This window comes from Actinoplanes sp. TFC3 (assembly GCF_001553785.1).
GTDB lineage: Bacteria > Actinomycetota > Actinomycetes > Mycobacteriales > Micromonosporaceae > Actinoplanes.
In genome coordinates this window covers 1-15,587 of sequence record NZ_LOJP01000011.1, presented here as the reverse complement: position 1 = coordinate 15,587, position 15,587 = coordinate 1, and the positions used below count along the sequence as shown (strand labels likewise).

At 70.3% G+C, this 15,587-nt stretch carries 12 protein-coding genes and 1 riboswitch; of the genes, 10 read left to right on the top strand and 2 right to left on the bottom strand.

Annotated features, from left to right (window positions below; all coding sequences use genetic code 11):
• Window positions 1–5: 5 nt before the first annotated feature.
• Together TFC3_RS33940 and TFC3_RS33945 are read right to left on the bottom strand one after the other, a co-directional pair.
• Entirely contained in the window at window positions 6–719 is a 714-nt protein-coding gene (locus TFC3_RS33940) for a type 1 glutamine amidotransferase (RefSeq protein WP_067510332.1), read from the bottom strand.
• Between the two features lie 32 nt (window positions 720–751).
• Entirely contained in the window at window positions 752–1,972 is a 1,221-nt protein-coding gene (locus tag TFC3_RS33945) for a MurT ligase domain-containing protein (RefSeq protein WP_067510330.1), read from the bottom strand.
• 436 nt (window positions 1,973–2,408) lie between these two features.
• Window positions 2,409–2,582, top strand: a riboswitch (cyclic di-AMP (ydaO/yuaA leader).
• A gap of 39 nt (window positions 2,583–2,621) precedes the next feature.
• On the opposite strand from TFC3_RS33945, the gene TFC3_RS33950 reads away from it, so the two are divergent.
• The 10 genes from TFC3_RS33950 (at window position 2,622) to murG (ending at window position 15,383) form a co-directional block, all read left to right on the top strand.
• Window positions 2,622–3,410, top strand: coding sequence for a C40 family peptidase (locus TFC3_RS33950; RefSeq protein ID WP_067510328.1), 789 nt, complete (start codon window positions 2,622–2,624; stop codon window positions 3,408–3,410).
• Window positions 3,411–3,843: 433 nt separating this feature from the next.
• Window positions 3,844–4,275 carry a division/cell wall cluster transcriptional repressor MraZ gene (gene mraZ, locus TFC3_RS33955; RefSeq protein WP_067510326.1) on the top strand — a complete coding sequence of 144 codons (432 nt, stop codon included), beginning with the start codon at window positions 3,844–3,846 and terminating at the stop codon, window positions 4,273–4,275.
• A 233-nt stretch (window positions 4,276–4,508) separates the two neighbouring features.
• A complete protein-coding gene (gene rsmH / locus TFC3_RS33960) occupies window positions 4,509–5,576 on the top strand; it encodes a 16S rRNA (cytosine(1402)-N(4))-methyltransferase RsmH (protein WP_067510324.1) in 1,068 nt (355 codons plus the stop codon).
• 8 nt (window positions 5,577–5,584) lie between these two features.
• Window positions 5,585–6,181, top strand: a complete 597-nt coding sequence (locus TFC3_RS33965) for a hypothetical protein (protein WP_067510322.1) — start codon at window positions 5,585–5,587, stop codon at window positions 6,179–6,181.
• A gap of 4 nt (window positions 6,182–6,185) precedes the next feature.
• Window positions 6,186–8,708 carry a penicillin-binding protein 2 gene (locus TFC3_RS33970; RefSeq protein ID WP_082772753.1) on the top strand — a complete coding sequence of 841 codons (2,523 nt, stop codon included), beginning with the start codon at window positions 6,186–6,188 and terminating at the stop codon, window positions 8,706–8,708.
• A 54-nt stretch (window positions 8,709–8,762) separates the two neighbouring features.
• Window positions 8,763–10,277: a UDP-N-acetylmuramoyl-L-alanyl-D-glutamate--2,6-diaminopimelate ligase gene (locus TFC3_RS33975; protein ID WP_067510320.1), complete on the top strand. Its 1,515-nt coding sequence runs from the start codon at window positions 8,763–8,765 to the stop codon at window positions 10,275–10,277.
• The gene (gene murF / locus TFC3_RS33980) at window positions 10,274–11,659 is read left to right on the top strand and encodes a UDP-N-acetylmuramoyl-tripeptide--D-alanyl-D-alanine ligase (RefSeq protein WP_067510318.1); all 1,386 of its coding nucleotides are present in this window, start codon (window positions 10,274–10,276) and stop codon (window positions 11,657–11,659) included. Before TFC3_RS33975 ends, murF begins: the two co-directional genes overlap by 4 nt.
• The gene (gene mraY / locus TFC3_RS33985; protein ID WP_067510316.1) at window positions 11,656–12,753 is read left to right on the top strand and encodes a phospho-N-acetylmuramoyl-pentapeptide-transferase; all 1,098 of its coding nucleotides are present in this window, start codon (window positions 11,656–11,658) and stop codon (window positions 12,751–12,753) included. Before murF ends, mraY begins: the two co-directional genes overlap by 4 nt.
• Window positions 12,754–12,921: 168 nt before the next feature.
• Window positions 12,922–14,274 (top strand): FtsW/RodA/SpoVE family cell cycle protein, encoded by a 1,353-nt coding sequence (locus TFC3_RS33990; RefSeq protein WP_067510357.1) that lies wholly within the window; start codon window positions 12,922–12,924, stop codon window positions 14,272–14,274.
• Entirely contained in the window at window positions 14,274–15,383 is a 1,110-nt protein-coding gene (gene murG, locus TFC3_RS33995) for an undecaprenyldiphospho-muramoylpentapeptide beta-N-acetylglucosaminyltransferase (protein ID WP_067510314.1), read from the top strand. The genes TFC3_RS33990 and murG overlap by 1 nt, the downstream gene beginning before the upstream one ends.
• The last annotated feature ends 204 nt before the right edge of the window (window positions 15,384–15,587 follow it).

Below are 15,587 nucleotides of genomic sequence, written 5' to 3'. Positions count from 1 at the left end.
CCGGGTCATACGGCGCTTGCTGCTGCGAGTCTTTCGCCTCGGAGCCGCTCGGCCCATGTGTCGTCCAGGGGTGCAAGACTATCCGCGCCGATCGCCCAGCGCAGTAGCAGATCGGCTATAGCTGGGTTGCGAGCCAGTGCGGGGCCGTGGGCGTAGGTGCCGAGCACCTTGCCGAACCAAGCGCCCTCGGTCTGCCCGTCATTCCCGATTCCGGCTGTGACCCGGGCCAGCGGTGCGACGCCCGGGCGGAGGTGGGTGCGCCCGCCGTGGTTCTCGAAGCCGGTCAGCGGGGGCAGGCCCAGTCGCGGGTCGACGTCGCCCCGGACCTCACCCACGGCGCGGGTCTCGCCGCGGTCGGAGGTGATGTCGAGCAGGCCAAGGCCGCGGCACTGGGTGCCCTTGGCGAAGAACGAGCTGCCGAAGAGCTGGTAGCCGGCGCACACGGCGAGCACGGCGGCGCCCTGGTTGACCGCGCGGTGCAGGCCGCCGTCGGTGATCAGCCGCTGGGCCGCGAGGGCCTGGGGGCCGTCCTCGCCGCCGCCGATCAGGTAGATGTCGGCGGTCGAGGGCATGGCCTGGTCGGAGCGCACCGAGTAGGTCTCCACCGGGATGCCGCGCTGGGCGGCCCGGCGGGCCAGGATGAGCAGGTTGCCCCGGTCGCCGTAGGTCGACAGCAGGTCCGGGTAGATCCAGACGATGCGCAGAGTGCTCTCACTCATGGGTTGACCTCGGTTTTCCGCTGCGGGGAAGATCAGTTGACACGGTCCAGCTCCGCTCGGATGTCCTGGAACGCCGTGTAGTTGGCAATCACTTCGAGGCGGCCCGGCGGGGTGAGCTGGACGGCCTCGTCGAAGGTAAGCACGTGCCGGAACGCCACATCGTTCACTTCGAGGCGTACGGCGAGGTCGTACGCGCGGTCGCCAGTGATGAGCACCGGCCGGCCGCGCAGCGGGGCGAAGTCGACGTCGTAGAGCCAGGAGGTGTCGAAGCCGTCGGGGTCGCGGGCGTTGATGGACAGCAGCGTCGGCGCCTGCTCGGCCATGTCGAAGGCCTCGAGCCAGCTGGCCGGGTTCTTGGCCAGCAGCAGCCGGATGTTGCGCCCGTCGCGGTCGACCTGGGCGTAGCGGCCGGCCACCGAGGCGACCCCGGCCAGGCGGGACACCGCTTCGATGGGGCGTACGCCGAATTCCGCGGCCACGGCCAGGGCGGTCGCCGCGTTGCCGAGGTTGACCTGACCGGGTAGCTGCAGCTTGACCAGGTGCCAGTCGCCCTTGGGGTCGAGCACGCCTTCTTCCTCGACGGTCCACTGGGCCTGCGGGCGGCGCAGCGTGCAGCCGGTGCACCACCAGTCGCCCTGGGCCCGGTTGATCGGGGAGCCGCACTCCGGGCAGACCCAGGAGTCGTCGGTCCAGCGCTGCCCGGCGCTGAACCAGCTGACCTGGGCGGAGCCGGTCGCGGCCCAGACCACCATCGGGTCGTCGGCGTTGGCCACGACGTGCACGTCGGGGTGCCCGGCGAGGGCAGTGCGCCACATCTGGGCCATCATCGACACCTCCTTCGCCCGGTCGAGTTGGTCGCGGGAGAGGTTGAGCAGTGCGACCACCCGCGGCGTCGTCTCGTCGATGACTCGGGGCAGGTAGTGCTCGTCCACCTCCAGCACGGCGAACGGGGTGGTGCCCGCCTTGGCCAGCGCCGAGGTGTGCCCCGTGGGCATGTTGGCGCCGAAGGAGTTGGTGGCGACCGGCCCCAGCACGCCGAGGGCGGCGGCGGTGAAGCGCGTGGTGGTTGTCTTGCCGTTGGTGCCCGACACCAGCGCGATGGCCCGCCCGGAGGCCAGGTTGCGCAGCAGGTCAGGGTCGATCTTCAGGCCGATCCAGCCGCCGATCACCGAGCCGTCGCCGCGCCCCGCCGCGCGGGAGATCGCGGCTGCCGTGCGCGAGACGGAGCTCGCGACCTTGGCCCGCAGGGGCATTTTCCCGTCCGTCACGGCGACGAGGGTACCGGAAACGGACACTACGTCGAGTGGCGCCGGGGGGCGCTGTGAATAACGGCGAGACGGTTGTCGATGGTCGGCCGAAAGGTTGACGAACATCAGCCTGTTGGGGCGTTTGAAATGGCAATGCAGCGATCCGAGGTGGTACGGGAACGGCTCGACGCCGGCTTTTTATGTGTTCTGATTCACCCGTAACCTTAGACGCTTTGTAGCCGCACAATTGCAATGAGTGGCGGCAAATGTCACCGGTCAATAACAAACCGGACACTGGTTTTTGTGCCAAATACGCAGAGTCACGAAGAGCGGTGCTGCGCTCGGACGAAATTTCAGGTAGCAAGGTCTGGCCGGTGAGCGTCCGCCCACCGCTCGTACCGAACGGATCACGCCGAGCCCTGCCCCGCTCCGTTCGAGACGACCACCAGGAACGCGAACGACCATAAAGGCATACGGGGGCAGGGACGGGGGACCCATTTCTGGTCCCGCGGGTCGCAAGATCCGTGGACCTCGGGGTGAAGTCGTTGTTTGACGACCGGGCAACCTTCCCGCCCGAACCCGACAGCTAACCTCGCAGGCGTGCCGGAGGGATATCTCTACCGTGCACGAACGCAGTTCGAGCCGGGGCCGCCGCATGTCCGTCGGTACCGGATCAGTCGCACTGTCCTTGGGTCTCTGCCTCTGCGCCGGTCAGCTGATCGCGACGCCGGCAGCCTCCGCATCCACCGTTCCGGTGGTCAAGGCGGCGGCAGTGGCAAAGGTCACGCCCAAGATCACCAACTCGGCCACCCGCACCATCACCAAGGGCAAGTCGGTGAAGGTGACGGCGAAGGTTATCAACCCCAGGACCGGTAAGGTCGTCACCAAGGGGTCCGTCCGCCTCCAGGCCCTGCGCAACGGCAAGTGGACCACCTGGACGGCCAAGTCCGTGACCGCCAACGGCACGGTGGCGCTCACCGCCAAGCCGGGCATCACCACCTGGTTCCGCACGCAGTACACGGGCTGGGGCACATTCGGCTACGGCACGAGCGCGGGCATCAAGATCACGGTCAACAAGCCGAAGGTCGCGGCCGGGGCGAAGATCCTGAACGAGGCCGTGAAGCACAAGGGCGCGCTGTACAAGTACGGCGCCTCGGGTCCCTCGCGCTTCGACTGCTCGGGCTTCACCAAGTACGTCTACAAGAAGGCGGTCGGCAAGAGCCTGCCGCACAAGGCGAACTCGCAGCAGAAGTACGGCAAGTCGGTCAGCAAGAGCAACAAGAAGGTCGGCGACCTGATCGTCTTCCGATCGGGCTCGTACGGCTACCACGCCGGCATCTACGCCGGTGGCGGCTACATCTACGACTCGCCCCACTCGGGTGCCCGGGTCGGCAAGCACAAGATCTGGAGCAACAACTACGTCGTACGGCGCCTCGCCGCCTGACGGTAACTCCAGCGACAGTTCAGTGGGGCGCGACCCGGCACGGGTCGTGCCCCGCTGTCGTATCCAGCAAGACCGGCCGTGAAGCCGCCCAGCCGGCAAAAGGGCGGGGCGGAAATCCCTCCACCAATCCCTCCACTTCCCTCCCCGAGGCGTTACCCAGTGCGGGTAACGCCCTTTTTGCGCGGAGTTTCGTGCCCGCTTGGGCGCCTTGTCGGAAAGTGGACCATGGTCGGAGCGGTAAACCCCTCCACTTCCACCCCACCCCGTTTGACGTGCGCATTCGTCTCCGAAGGAAGTTCGCGGACGGCCCGATTCCGGTTGCGAGTGGAGTGAAGTGGAGTAAGGTGGAGGACAGTGGCAGGCCGGGACGGACCTGCTGGCCCGAGCGAACGAGGCGGACCGCGAACCGCCGATGGGCAGGGGGGTTGGGCCGATGTTCCTCGGCACTCACACCCCGCGCCTGGACGACAAGGGCCGGTTGATCCTTCCGGCGAAGTTCCGGGACGAGCTGGCGGGAGGTGTCGTGATCACCAAGGGGCAGGAACGGTGCCTGTACGTGTTTCCGATGCCGGAGTTCCAGCGCATCGCCGGGCAGCTTCGCGATACGCCGGTCACGAACAAGGCGGCCCGCGCCTACAGCCGGGTGTTCTTCGCCAGTGCGCACGACGAGATCCCGGACAAGCAGGGCCGGGTCACGATCCCGGGTCACCTGCGCGAGTATGCGGCTCTCGACCGCGAACTCGTGGTGATCGGGGCGAGCACGCGGGTGGAGATCTGGGACAAGCAGTCCTGGGAGCAATACCTCTCGGCGAGCGAGGACGACTTCGCCGACATCGAGGAGGGGGTGCTGCCCGGCGGTCTGTAGGCGTGGCATCCGCCGGCCGTGGAACCGGCCGGGCGTCGCCGCCGCCGTAACGCGAGATCTCCACCCGCTCCCGCTCCTGGCGCCTCTTCCCCGGTGCCAGGCGTGTGTCCTCTGCCGAGGGCAAGCCCGAACGGCAACGGGCATGAGCGGATGGGGATCTGGCGGTACGGATGACGATCGGACGACAACCGGGCATGGCTGCCGGGTGGTGCACGCAAGGAGAAGCTGGGGCGATGGGGGTCGACATGGGGGAGCTGCGCGGCACACACGTGCCAGTGCTGCTCGAGCGCTGTCTCGAGCTGCTCACTCCCGCCCTTGACCGGCCCGGCGCGGTGCACGTCGACTTCACGCTCGGCCTGGGTGGTCACGCCGAGGCGGTGCTGGAGCGCAACCCCGGCATCACGCTGGTGGGCCTTGATCGTGACCCGGAAGCGCTGGCGCACGCCCGGCACCGGCTGCAGCGGTTCGAGGGGCGCATGCACCTGGTGCACGCGGTCTTCGACGAGCTGCCGGAGGTGCTTGCCGAGCTCGGGCTGGCGCAGTTCCACGGTGGACTGATGGACCTGGGTGTGTCCTCGTTGCAGCTCGACGAGGCGGACCGCGGCTTCGCGTATTCCAAGGACGCCCCGCTCGACATGCGGATGAACCAGTCCGCCGGGGTGACCGCCGAGGACGTGGTGAACGGCTACGAACCGGGCGAGCTGGTCCGGATCCTGCGGGTGTACGGCGAGGAGAAGTTCGCCACCCGGGTCGTTTCGGCGATCGTGCGGGAGCGGGCGAAGGCGCGGATCGTCTCGTCGGCGAAGCTGGCGGACCTGGTGCGGGACGCTATTCCGGCCGCCGCGCGCCGAACGGGTGGAAATCCCGCCAAAAGAACGTTTCAAGCGCTACGTATTGAGGTAAATGCGGAACTCGCCGCACTTGAGTCCGCATTGCCGTCTGCTTTGGACTTGCTCGCCCCGACGGGGCGGCTTGTCGTCATGTCGTACCACTCATTGGAGGACCGGATCGTCAAGCGCGCCCTGGCCGAGAGGGCGCGCAGCACCGGGCCGATCGACCTGCCGGTCGAGCTGCCCGGGACCGGTCCGAGTCTGCGGCTGCTGACCCGGGGGTCAGAGCCGCCGACGGAGCAGGAAGTGGCCGACAACCCGCGGGCGGCATCGGTGAAGTTGCGGGCGGCAGAACGGATCGACGTACACGGGCAGGCAGGGCAGGCCGAACGCGAACGGCCTCGGCTGTCGGCCCAGGGGGGACGAGGGCGTACGCGCCCGGGGGCACGAAAGAAGGGGGAGGGGCATTGAACGAGCGCATGACAACGGCAGCGCGGTCGGGGGGCCGGATCGCGAGCCAGGGGGACAAGAGCAACACCCGCAAGAGCACCAGCGCTGCGCGGCATTTTCCGGTACGGGGGACAGCAGCGCTGAAGCCCGACACCGAGCCGCGCGCCGATCACCCGCGCAGCACCGTTGCGGCACCGCATCTGCGGGTCGCGCCGCCGGCACCGATCAACGCGCCGCGGGCGCCGTTCATCGCGCTGGTCTCGGGTGTCGTGGTGGTCGGGGTGCTGGGCATCCTGCTGGTGAACACCAAGACGGCCGAGAACTCGTTCCGCCTGGACACGCTGCAGAAAGAGCAGGCGTCGCTGGACGCCAGGCAGCAGTCGCTGGAGAACGAGATCGCGGCCCGCAACATGCCGGGCAACCTGGACGCCGCGGCCCGGGCGCTCGGCCTGGTCAAGGCGGACTCGCCGGCCTACATCCGGCTGCCCGACGGCAAGATCATCGGGGTGCCGGCACCGGGTAGCGGGCAGACCTCGGTCACGGCGCAGGACCCCGTCGACGCCGCGAAGGCGGCCGACGCGGCCAAGACCGCGGGTCCGGGCACCGGCGAAGCCGCAGGGCAGTAACGCGGTGACGCCGCGTAACGACGAGCCGCCGCGCCGGGGAGAGCCCCGGCGCGGCGCGTCACTCGAGGACCAGCACCCCGGGGGCGGCGAGCGGGGTTTCGGCGGGATCGGCGACGCGCGGGCGTACACCCCGCGTGGGCGCACGGTCCGCGAGAGCGACCAGCGCACCCGGTCCCCGCGGGCCGGGCGCACCGGCGACCCGTTCCGCCCGGCCCTGCAGGTGCTCGACGGCGGCCGCCCGGTGCGCGACCGCCGCCGCGACGAGGACCTGCACCGCGACGAGGATCGCCGCCGCGATGCCGACGACTCCGACCCGCCACCGCAGCGCCGGGGCCGCGACGACGACCGCCGCCGTGCAGGTGACGGCAGCAAAGGACGCGACGACGATCGGCGTGGTTCGGCCGACGGGCGCCGGGGACGCGACGACGGGCGCGGCCGGAGCGACGACCGCCGCGGTCGCAGCCGGGAGGACACGGCACGCCGCGACGACGGCCGCCGGGCAAAAAGCGACGACGGCCGCCGGGCCAAGAGCGAGGAGCGCCGCGAGCCGGCACGCACCCGCGCAACCGCTGGCGCTGCCCGCATCCGCACCACGGCCAACCCGCGTCGCAGCGCGGCGCCAAACCGCGGGGATGCGCCGGTTCGCAAGGCCATGCCGGCTCGTCAACCGGTGACAGCTCGTCAGGCAGCGCAAGGTCGCACCGCGGCGCCGGCCCGTGATCCGCGCCGCAGGCAGCCCGATACCCGGGTTCGCCGGCCGGTCATCCCGCCCGAGGCGCCGAAGCTGGCGAACAGCACCCGGCGGCTGCGGCTGGGCACCGTGCTCGCGCTCACGCTGTTCGTGACAATCGGCGTACGGCTGGTGGCCCTGCAGGTCATGGACTCACCTGCGCAGGCGGCGAGCCTGCTGGAGCAGCGCAACAAGCGGCTCACCGAGATCGTGCTGCCCGCCCCGCGCGGCAGCATCCTGGACCGCAACGGCTCCGTGCTCGCGCACAGCGTGGAAGCGCGCTACATCTACGCCGACCCCGAGATGGTCGACAACCCGCAGCAGGTCGCGGCGCAACTGTCGCCGCTGCTCGGGGTGCCGCAGTCCAACCTCATGCAACTGCTGGCGAAGAAGAAGCGCCCCGGCGGCGGTGAGTCGCACTTCGAATACCTGGCGCGCGGCGTGGAACCCTCCACTGCCGACACCATCAAGAAGCTGAACCTCACGGGCATCGGGTCGCGCCGCGACGAACGCCGCGATGTGCCCGGCGCCGACCTGGCTGCGAACCTCATCGGCTTCACCGGCGAGGACCGCACCGGGCTGGAGGGCGTTGAGGCACGCTACGACGACGTGCTGCGCGGCACCGACGGCAAGCGGGTATACGAGACCGGCCAGGGCGACCTCGCCAAGGAGATCCCCGGCGGCTACAACCGCGAGACCAAGGCCGCGCCGGGTTCGTCGATCGAGCTCACCATCGACACGTACCTGCAGTTCGAGGTCCAGAAGTACCTGACCTCGTACATGCAGGAGGTGAACGCAACGGTGGCCGGGGCGATCGTGCTGGACGTCAAGACCGGTGAGGTGCTGGCGCAGGCGAGCTACCCGACGTACAACGCGCAGAAGGCGTTTGATTCCAAGCCGAACGAGCGGGACGACGCGGTGTCGAGCATCATCACCGACCCAGGGTCCACGCACAAGGCGTTCACGATCGGCGCGGCCCTGCAGGAAGGCGTGATCACGCCGGACAGCGTGGTCACGGTGGGCAAGGGGCTGATGCTGGGCGACCGGCCGTTCAGCGACACCCACGGCTTCGCCAACGGAACCAAGCTCACCGTCGCGCAGGTGCTGGCGTACTCCTCGAACATCGGCACGATCCGGATCGCGCAGAAGCTGGGCAAGGAGAAGTTGTACGAGTACCAGCAGAAGTTCGGGCTGGGCCGGGCCACGAACGAGGGGATGCCGGGTGAGGCACCGGGCAAGCTGCTCGAGCCGTCGCAGTGGAGCGGCTCGGCGTACGGCGCGGTCCCGATCGGCCACAGCGTCGACGCCACCCTGTTGCAGATGGCGGCTGGCTACGCGGCGATCGCCAACGACGGCGTGTACATCCAGCCCCACCTGATCAAGGCCACGATCTCCGGCAGGACGGGCAAGTCGACACCGCCCGCCGCGCCGGAGACGCACCGGGTGCTCAGCCCGCAGGTGGCCACCGAGCTGCGGACAATGATGGAAGCGGTCGTCGACGCCAAGGGCGCGACCGGCACCAAGGCCAAGGTGGAGGGCTACCGGGTGTCCGGCAAGACCGGCACCGGCAAGATGCTGGTCGACGGGCAGTACACCTCCCACAACGCGGGCTCGTTCATCGGCATGGCACCGGCCGAGAACCCCCGGTTCGTGGTGGGCGTGTTCGCCGACGTACCCAACGGCACCGGTGGTGACGTGGCGGCTCCGGCCTTCAGCAAGATGATGGCCTCCGCGCTGCGCCAATACTATGTGCCACCGTCCGGTACCCCGGCGCCGAAGTTCGACTGGAAGGATTAGTGCGCCGTATGGCGTTGCCAGCGGTATGGATGGCACCGGGTAGGGTCTGACGCCGTGTCCGGCATTCCCCGTCCCCAGACCGTCCGGCCGTACCGGCTGACCGACCTCGCCGTGCTGGTCGAGGCCGAGACGAGCGGCTCCGAGTCGAGCGTCACCGGGGTCACCCACGCCAGCGGCGAGGTGCGCCCCGGTGATCTCTACGCCGCGTTGCCGGGTGCCCGGCGTCACGGCGCCGAGTTCACCGCGGCCGCCGCGCAAGCCGGTGCCGTAGCGGTGCTCACCGATGCGGCCGGGCGTGACCTCGCGGCCGGCTCGGGCCTGCCGGTGCTGGTCGTGCCCGACCCGCGCGCGGTGCTCGGCGTGGCCGCCTCGGCGATCTACGGCAACCCCTCCGAGCGGCTCACCGTCATCGGCCTCACCGGTACGGCGGGCAAGACGTCCACCGCGTACCTGGTCGAATCGGGGCTGCGAGCGGCCGGGCTGACCACCGGGCTGATCGGCACGGTCGAGACCCGCATCGGCGACCTGGTGGTGCACAGCGCGCGCACCACGCCGGAGGCCACCGACCTGCACGCCATCCTCGCCGCCGCCCTCGAACGCGGGGTCACCGCCGTGGTCATGGAGGTGTCCAGCCACGCCCTGGTGATGGGCCGGGTCGGCGGGGTGCGCTTCACCGTCGGCGGCTACACCAACTTCGGCCAGGACCACCTCGACTTCCACGCCGACGTCGACGACTACTTCGCGGCCAAGGCGCGGCTGTTCGACGGCCGCTGCGAGTTCGAGGTGCTCAACGCCGATGAGCCCGCGCTCAAGCCGCTGTTCAAGCCGGCCACGATCAGCTACTCGGCGAACGGCGACAGCAGCGCCACCTGGTACGCCGCCGCGATCGCGGAGAGCGGCGAAGGCCAGACGTTCCAGGCGCATCATCGGGGCCGGAGCATCCCCGCCGGGGTGGAGATGCCCGGGCGGCACAATGTGGCGAACGCGCTGCTGGCCCTGGCGAGCCTGGTCGCGGCGGGCATCGACGCTCAGGTGGCCGCGGATGGCATCGCGGCTTGCAAGGGAGTTCCGGGCCGCCTGGAGCGGGTGGACGCGCCGGGTGACGTGCTCGGCGTCGTCGACTACGCGCACAAGCCGGACGCGATCGTCGCCGCGCTGACCGCGTTGCGGGATCTGGCCACGGCTCGCGGCGGGCAGGTGCTGTGCGTCATCGGCGCCGGCGGCGACCGGGACACCGGGAAGCGCCCGCTGATGGGGGCGGCCGCCGCGCGCGGTTCCGATCTGGTGGTGGTCACCGATGACAACCCGCGCACCGAGGACCCGGCCGCCGTACGCGCCGCCGTGCGGGCAGGGGCTGAGCAGGCCAACGCACCTGCGAAGATCATGGAAGTGGCGGGCCGCCGGGCCGCCATCGACGAGGCGGTACGACTGGCCGGCCCCGGCGACGTCGTCGCGGTCCTCGGCAAGGGACACGAGCGGGGCCAGGAGGTGAACGGCGAGGTGCTGCCGTTCGACGACCGGATCGAGCTGGCCGCCGCGCTGGCCGCGCGCCCGGGTGGTGCCGCATGATTCCGATGACTCTGGACGAAATCGCCGCGATCACCGGCGGCAGCGTCGCCGGCGACGGCACCACGATCGTGAGCGGCCCGGTGGAGTACGACTCGCGGGCCCCCATGCCCGGCGGGCTGTTCGTGGCGTTCGAGGGCGAGAAGGTGGACGGGCACGGGTACGCGGCGAAGGCGATCGCCGCCGGTGCCGCCGCCGTGCTGGGCACCCGGGACACCGGTCAGCCGGGCGTGGTGGTCAAGGATCAGCTCGACGCGCTGGGCAAGCTCGCGCACGCGCTGGTGCAGCGGCTGCCGCAGCTGACCGTGGTCGGCTTGACCGGTTCGTCCGGCAAGACCACCACCAAGGACTACATCGGTCAGCTGCTCGCGCGGCTGGGGGACACGGTGGCGCCGCCCGGCTCGCCCAACAACGAGCTGGGCTTTCCCTGCACGGTGCTCAAGGCCACCGCTGACACCCGCTACCTGGTGCTCGAAATGGGGGCGCGGGGGATCGGGCATATCGCTTATCTGGCCGGGATCGCTGCGCCGCGCATTGCTCTGGTGCTCAACATCGGTGCCGCGCACATCGGCGAGTTCGGGTCCATGCAGGGCACCGCGCAGGCCAAGGGCGAGCTGGTGGAGAGCTTGCCGGCCGAGGGTGTGGCGGTGCTCAACGCGGATGACCCGCTGGTGGCCGGCATGGCGCCCCGCACGAGCGCGCGGGTGGTGACGTTCGGGGAAGATCCCAATGCCACGGTACGAGCCGAGCACGTGACCTTGGATTCTCGCGGGCGCCCGGCGTTCACCCTGGTCACCAGCTCCGGCAACGCCCCGGTGCGGCTGGCCGTGGCCGGGCGCCACCAGGTGTCCAACACGCTCGCCGCGGCCGCCGTCGCGCTCGAAGCGGGCCTGCCGGTCGTCGAGCTGGCCGCGGCGCTGGGCGACCTCGGCATCCGCTCGGAGCGCCGGATGGACGTGGTCGAGCGGTCCGACGGGGTGACGCTGATCGACGACTCGTACAACGCGAACCCGTCGTCCACCGCCGCGGCGCTGCGGGCGCTGGCCGCGATGGGCCGGCAGGGACGCACGATCGCGGTGCTCGGCTACATGGCCGAGCTGGGCGATCAGGAAGTGTCCGGGCACGCCGAGGTGGGCCGGCTCGCCGCCGAACTCGGGGTGGACCGGCTGATCGCGGTGGCCGGGGCGGCTGCGGTGCTCGACGGAGCTGCGGACGTACCGGAATGGACGGGTTCTGCCATTGCCGCCGCCGACCAGGCAGCGGCGATCGCGGCCGTGACGGGCGATCTGCGCCCGGGAGATGTCGTGCTGGTAAAGGGTTCTCGGTACCGGACGTGGGAGGTGGCCGACGCGTTGCGTGTGGCCACTGGGGAGGTCAGCCCGTGAGGGCAGTTATCGTCGCGGCCGCGGTCGCGTTCATCATCTCGTTGTTCGGCACCCCGGTCGCGATCCGCGTGTTCACCGCGCTGAAGGCCGGCCAGCCGATCCGCTCGGTCGGACCGGCCTCGCACCAGGGCAAGAAGGGCACACCCACGATGGGCGGGGTGGCGTTCATCGTCGCCACGGTGCTGGCCTATGTGGCCGGGCACGTCGCCCTGACCACGCTGCCCGAGGCTCAGATCGCCCAGGTCAAGCCGACCATGACGGCGCTGGTGCTGCTCGGGTTGTTCGTGTTCTGCGGCGCTGTCGGCTTCCTGGACGACTTCCTCAAGGTGCGCAAACGCAACTCCGCGGGCCTGAGCGCGAAGGGCAAGCTGCTCGGTCAGCTGGTGGTCGGCGGCGGACTCGGCGTGGCCGCCCTGTACGTCGTGAGCACCAACGGTCAGACCGTGGCGAGCGAGCACATCTCGTTCATCCGGGACATCAGCTTCCTGGATGTCGGCAAGGTCGGCTCGGTCATCGTGTTCGTTTTCGTGATCATGTCGATGTCCAACGGCGTGAACCTCACCGACGGACTTGACGGGCTCGCCACCGGCGCGTCCATCCTGGTCCTCGGGGCGTACGCGCTGATCGGCTTCTGGCAGTACCGGCACTGGTGCGGTGACACCAACTACGCCGGCAACTACTGTTACGAAGTCCGTGACCCGCTGGAAGTGGCGTTGATCGCGGCGGCCGCGGCCGGGGCATGTGTCGGCTTCCTGTGGTGGAACACCTCGCCGGCCCGCATCTTCATGGGTGACACCGGCGCGCTCGGTCTGGGCGGCCTGATCGGTGGCCTGGCCATGGCGACCCGCACCACGCTGCTGTCGATCATCATCGGCGGGCTGTTCGTCATCATCACGATGTCCGTGGTCATCCAGATCATCTCGTTCAAGACCACCGGCAAGCGCGTGTTCCGGATGTCGCCGCTGCAGCACCACTTCGAGCTGGCCGGCTGGAGCGAGGTCAACATCGTGGTCCGCTTCTGGATCGTGGCCGGCATCTGCGTGGCCATCGGCCTCGGCCTCTTCTACTCCGACTTCCTGGCGGTCATGGGATAGATCTCTCACGACACGCCAGGTTCGCATCCCGGGGCTGGCGTGTCGCGCCACCATGATGGGGGCATGGCGGAGGACAAGAGCGATACCCGCACCACGGTGACCGTGTCGCCGGCCGCCACCGTGCAGCCCGCGCCGCTGCCGGTACGCCCCAGGACCCTGAGCCAGCAGATGCTGCCCGCGGTGCACGGGCTGCTCGCGCGCCCGCTGTCGTCGTACTACCTGCTGATCGCCAGCTCGGCGCTGCTGCTGCTGATCGGGCTGACCATGGTGTTCTCGGCGACGGCGGTCCGGGCGTACGCCGAGGACGGCAACGCCTTCACCGCGGTGCGCAACCAGCTCATCTTCGCCACCCTCGGCCTGGTCGGGTTCTGGGTCTGTCAGCGGCTGCCCGCCACCACCCTGCGCTTCCTGGGCGTCTACATTCTCGGCGCCGCAGTTGTGCTGCTGGGCGTGCTCGACCTGATCGGCGCGCTGGGCAGCTTGCACGTCCTGCCGGTGACCAAGCAGGGCGTCTACCTCGGCCCGCTGCGCGCCGACCTGCTCTGGCTCTATGTCGGCCCGCTCGGCCTGCAGCCCGCCGAGTTCGCCAAGCTCGGTGTGGTGCTGTGGGGCGCCGACATCATCGCGCGCAAGGGCGCCTCGCTGGGCTACTGGCGTGAGCTGTCCATGCCGCTGTTCCCCGTCGTCGGGCTGCTGTTCGTGCTGGTCGGCTACAACGACCTCGGCACGATGCTGGTGCTGCTCTCGCTGATCATCGGCCTGCTCTGGGCCGCCGGCATCCGGCTGCGGATCTTCGGTGCGCTGGGGGTGCTCGGCCTGGCCGGCATCGGTCTGCTCATCGCGGCCGCCTCACGCGGTGCCGGCTCCGGCGCCGAGGGTGAGCCCAACTACCGGCTCGCGCGCATCACTGTGCTGTTCCAGTCGCTGGACAAGTGTGGCTCCGACCTGTGCTACCAGTTGCTCCAGGGTCGCTCGGCGATCTACGAGGGCGGCTGGTTCGGCGTCGGGCTGGGCAAGGGCGCGCTCAAGTGGAACTGGCTGCCCGCCGCCGACAACGACTTCATCTTCGCCGTCGTGGCCGAGGAACTGGGCGTCGTCGGGTGCATGGTGATCGTCGCGCTGTTCGCCGTACTGGCCTACACCGGCTTCCGGATCGCCCGCCGCGTCGACGACCCGTTCCGCCGGCTCGCCGCCACCGGGATCACCACCTGGCTGGTCGCCCAGGCGGTCATCAACATCGGCGGGGTCATCGGAATCCTGCCGATCACGGGCCTGCCGCTGCCGTTCATCTCCTCCGGGGGCAGTGCCCTCGTCGTGACGATGGCCGGAGTCGGTATTCTCGCCTCCTTCGCGCGGGCGGAACCGGACGCCGCCAGGGCCCTGCACGCCCGTCCGCCCGCTCGGTGGGTCCGGCTAGTCTGGGCCCCGCTGCCGCCGCGACCCCCCGTGCGGCGGCCGGGACCACTGCGCCCGCCGGCGCAGAAGATGGGCGCTACCAGGGGGGCCGGAAGGAGACGGTGATGGGTCAGCTGCGGTCGGTCGTGCTCGCTGGGGGAGGCACCGGCGGTCACATCTATCCGCTGCTCGCCTTTGCCGACGCGCTGCGCCGGCACTTCCCCGAGGTGCGCATCACCACCCTGGGCAGCCCCAAGGGCATGGAGAACGAGCTCATCCCGCCGGCCGGCTACGACTTGCGGGTGATCCCGGCGTTCCAGTTGCCGCGCTCGCTCAACCTCAACCTGCTGCGCACCCCGGACCGCATGTACAAGTCCTCGCACGCCGCCGGCAAGATCATTGACGAGGTCAAGGCCGACGTCGTGGTGGGCTTCGGCGGGTATGTGTCGGTGCCGGCCTACCTGGCGGCCTGGCGGCGTGAGCTGCCCATCGTCATCCACGAGGTGAACGTGCCGCCGGGCGTGGCCAACCGGATGGGCATGCGGTTCACCAAGAACATCGCGGTCGGCTTTCCGGGCCAGCCCCAGGCGGCCGAGTCGCTGCGCGAGGCCACGGTGGTCGGTGTGCCGCTGCGCACCGCGATCGCCCGGATGGACCGTGCCGCGCTGCGCCCCCAGGCGCTCGCCCACTTCGGGCTGCGCCCCGACCTGCCGGTGCTGTTCGTCTCCGGCGGCTCCTCGGGGGCCCGCACGATCAACCTCGCGGTCGCCGGGGCGGCCAAGAAGCTGGCGCACGCCGGCATCCAGGTCCTGCACGTGCAGGGCGGGCGCAACGACCCGTTCGACGTGCCCACCGACCTGCCGGTGCCCTACGTCGTGGTGCCGTACCTGTCGGACATGCAACTCGGCTACGCCGCCGCGGACCTGATGCTGTGCCGCGGCGGGGCCATCACGGTGGCCGAGACCACGGCCATCGGCATGCCGGCGATCTACGTGCCCTACCCGCACAGCAACCAGGAGCAGAAGCGCAACGCGCTGCCCGTCGTCGAATCCGGCGGCGGCCTGCTGGTGGACAATGCCGAGCTCACCCCCGAGTGGATCGAGCGTACGGTGATCCCGCTCGCCCGCGACCCACAGCGGCTTACCGCGATGGGCCGCTCGGCCAGCGCGTACGGCCGGCGCGACGGCGACGAGGCGCTGCTGGACTTTGTGATCCAGGCGGTCGCAGGACGATGAACTCATCTGCACTGAGGAGCGTGGCGCTGTGAGCACCGTGGAGCTGAAGCCGGTTGGCGGGTTGACCGCCGAGGACCTGGGCACAGTCCACCTCATCGGCATCGGCGGGGTGGGGGGGGGGGGGGGGGGCCCGCCCCCGCCCCCCCCCCGGGGCCCCGGCCCCCGCCGCGGACAGCGGGGAAGGGCGGGGCCGGGCGCGCCGCG